At 61.4% G+C, this 2,860-nt stretch carries 4 protein-coding genes and 1 pseudogene; 2 read left to right on the top strand and 3 right to left on the bottom strand.

Annotation, left to right across the window (positions count from 1 at the left end):
* Nucleotides 1-274: pseudogene (locus tag AHiyo1_RS24815) on the top strand (hypothetical protein); the annotation flags it as partial.
* Between the two features lie 187 nt (nucleotides 275-461).
* Nucleotides 462-986 (top strand): PaaI family thioesterase, encoded by a 525-nt coding sequence (locus AHiyo1_RS14535; RefSeq protein WP_059389045.1) that lies wholly within the window; start codon nucleotides 462-464, stop codon nucleotides 984-986.
* A gap of 51 nt (nucleotides 987-1,037) precedes the next feature.
* Here AHiyo1_RS14535 and AHiyo1_RS14540 read toward each other — a convergent pair whose 3' ends face one another.
* The 3 genes from AHiyo1_RS14540 to AHiyo1_RS14550 all read right to left on the bottom strand — a co-directional run.
* Nucleotides 1,038-1,886, bottom strand: coding sequence for a DeoR/GlpR family DNA-binding transcription regulator (locus tag AHiyo1_RS14540; RefSeq protein WP_253257364.1), 849 nt, complete (start codon nucleotides 1,884-1,886; stop codon nucleotides 1,038-1,040).
* Nucleotides 1,887-2,065: 179 nt separating this feature from the next.
* Complete coding sequence (locus tag AHiyo1_RS14545) at nucleotides 2,066-2,518, bottom strand: VOC family protein (RefSeq protein WP_059389046.1); 453 nt, start codon at nucleotides 2,516-2,518, stop codon at nucleotides 2,066-2,068.
* A gap of 160 nt (nucleotides 2,519-2,678) precedes the next feature.
* Nucleotides 2,679-2,860, bottom strand: a 182-nt coding sequence (locus AHiyo1_RS14550) for an SDR family oxidoreductase (protein WP_113990671.1), incomplete at its 5' end; no start/stop codon positions are given.

Consider the following 2,860-nt stretch of genomic DNA (forward strand, 5'->3'; position numbering starts at 1 on the left):
CGTCAGCGGAGCGACCATCGGCTACGACATCCTGCCTCGTGGGGGCAAGCGGTCTCAGCGATTCTTCCCCCCCGGCGCAGCGGTCCGCGCCGTCAATGACTACGGCTACTTCAACGGAACGGCCGCATGGTCATCGCTTGGCGTCCTCGCGCTTTGGGCGGCAGCGGGCTTCGGCCTGGTGTTGCTCCGCTCGGTGGCCCGCGTAAACCGCACCAAGTCTGCCGAGTCACAGCCGAACCCGGAAATCCCAGAAGCGGATCTAACGCATCCGTAGGCGGTGAGCGGGCCTTTGCGCCCTCACGAGCCTCGCCGGTGTACACGCACGTACCCGTTCGGCCGCCGTCGGGTTCTGGGCTAAGGGCTGAGATGCCCCAAGGCCTCCCCTGGGAAGTCGCGCGGTGGTTGTTCCATGGGCTCGAGCGAGGCGATTACGGGCTCACCAAAAATTAGGAGGAAACCTCATGTCAACCAACAACCCAGCGGAACGGTCGGAAACCTTCACCTGGATTGATCCGGCAATCGCGCTCGAACAGCTGCCACGGCTGTCGGGTCTGGACTACTTTTCCGGCCTCCGCGACGGCAGCATTGCGCCGCCGCCGATCGCTTCCCTCATGAATTTCGATCTCGTCGATGCGAGGTACGGACACGTCGAGTTCCAGTGCTGGCCGGGAGAAGCGCACTACAACCCCCTCGGAATGGTGCACGGCGGCCTGGCCTGCACGCTCCTCGACACGGTGCTCGGCTGCGCAGCACACAGTACCTTGGAAGTCGGGATCGGCTACACCTCTATCGATCTGGCGGTCAAGTACCTGCGACCAATCACGCTCAACAAGGGTGAACTTCGTGCGGAGGGGTCAGTCGTAAAATCCGGCCCGCGGGTGATATTCACCGAAGGGCGCCTCAGCACCGCCAGCGGTGAACTCCTCGCCACCGCCACGAGCACGCTGCTTATCTTCCCCCGCCAACCGGGCGCTCGGACAACATGACTGATACCGGCACCGCCGTTGCCTGTGACGCCTGCCGCTCAGGATCGCGCGTTACCACCGGGCCCCCCTTTCGGTTGCGTACGCGAGTGGACTTGGGCCTCCTTCGCCGAAAGTAGCCAAGCGGACGGTAACCCCGAGTTGTCGGATATTGTTTTGCACGTCTAGTGGTAGTTGATCGTCAGTTACGACAGTGTCGAGGATTTGCAAAGGTGCAACGTTGAAAAGGGAGACGGTGCCGAACGTGGTGCTGTCCGCGAGTAGGAACCTCGAGGACGACGCTTTGAGGGCTGCCCGTTTTACCTCGAATTCGTCCATGGAAGGTGCCATGAGGCCCCTGGAAATGTTCCACGTCCGGCTGCTGAGGAAGGACAAATCAATGTTGACGAACTTGAGCATTTCGGTCGCCTGGGGCCCCTGACCGGAAGCGCTCGCTGGGTCCACTACTCCGCCAGTGTGGATGGTTTCTATGTTCGGGTAGGCGAACAAGCTTGTGACGATGTAGAAGTCGTTGGTTACTACGGTAAGGTGCCGGCGCGCGGCGAGGAAGGGCACGAGTGATCGACACGCGGTGCCGGCGTCGAGGAAGACAACCATGTCATCCTTGATTGATTGGGCTGCGAGCTTGGCAATCGCCTTTTCGCGCGGGGCTCCGGGTTGGGCCCGAAGTTTGGGTTCCCCTGCAGGTTCCTGGCCGTGCTGCTTTGTGAGCCGAACACCACCGCGGACTGAGCTCACTTGGCCAGTGGACTCTAGGGCAGTGATGTCACGACGGACCGTCATGTGAGAGACATTCATATAGGCCGTGAGGCCGCGGACACTCAGAATGCCCTCCTGCCGCAGGAGGCGGAGGATTTCTTGGTGCCTCTGCTCGGGAATCATGGATCGGGCTGCTGGACTCACGAGGTTCCCTTCAAAGGTTTGGACCGGCACCATGAGCGGGCGCCTAGAGGTTTGATGCGTGACGGCGGCTTTTCGTCTGAACCGTCAAGTAGCCCCTGTTTTCTTGCGTATCGTCTACGGCCCGATATCCTCACCTGGCGTCCGAGGATTCCGGGCATGTTCTTCTGGATCCCGATGGCTCAAGACTTGTCGCTTCCCTGCCAGTCGGGCGCCTGAATGAGCTCCACCCGATTTCCGTCTGGATCGAGGAGGTAGACCAGCCACCCGCCTGCAATGGGGCCCGAGGCCGGGGCAACGGGTTCGGATACCGCCTCGTAACCAAGAGCTGTCATCTTGGCGTAAACCTGCCGTACGTCGATGTCTGTGAAGGCAAGGTGTGCTGTGCCCGGCTGCGCCTCTGATGGGTCGACTGCGGGCAGTAGAGGCTCGGCATGGGCAAGTTCCAGCCGGAAGGCTCCGTCACCGGTAGCGAGAAGCATGGCTTTGACCTTTACGTTGGGACGGCCGTAAAGTTCGCCGATGTATGGTCCCGACGTCCACGCATCCAAGCGGGTCAGTCCAAGGCCATCCACGTAGAATCGCGCGCTGCGCTCCATATCCGTTACGTGCAGGGCAGTGTGATGATGTCGCATTAAGTGTCTCCTTGGGTCAAGGCCTTCCTACTCGTCTCCGATTGTTGAATTACTTTCCAGGAGATGAGACCAGCCTTGAAGCGTTGATATTGGATGGGTTGGGGGCATAGGCATAGCAGCGCTGGGCGACGGCATGTGAGAAGCCCCGTGCCGGTTGGTTTCAGGTTCCGATTCCCAGGTGTGCTCCGCCTGCCACATCGAGGGAAACGCCTGTGATGTAGCGGTTGTCGGGATCGGCGAGGAAGAGGATGGCGCGGGCGACTTCGTCGGGTTCGGCGAACCGGCGCATCGGCAGTTGTGCGGCCCGCTTCGCCCGGTTGGCAGCCGCGCCCGGTCCGGAGT

Origin of the sequence: Arthrobacter sp. Hiyo1, from assembly GCF_001263615.2 — a bacterium.
Taxonomy (GTDB): domain Bacteria; phylum Actinomycetota; class Actinomycetes; order Actinomycetales; family Micrococcaceae; genus Arthrobacter.

Excerpts from the sequence above, each read along its gene's own strand:
- AHiyo1_RS14535 (WP_059389045.1), top strand. The coding sequence starts at position 462 with ATGTCAACCAACAACCCAGCGGAACGGTCGGAAACCTTCACCTGGATT.
- AHiyo1_RS14545 (WP_059389046.1), bottom strand. The coding sequence starts at position 2,518 with ATGCGACATCATCACACTGCCCTGCACGTAACGGATATGGAGCGCAGC.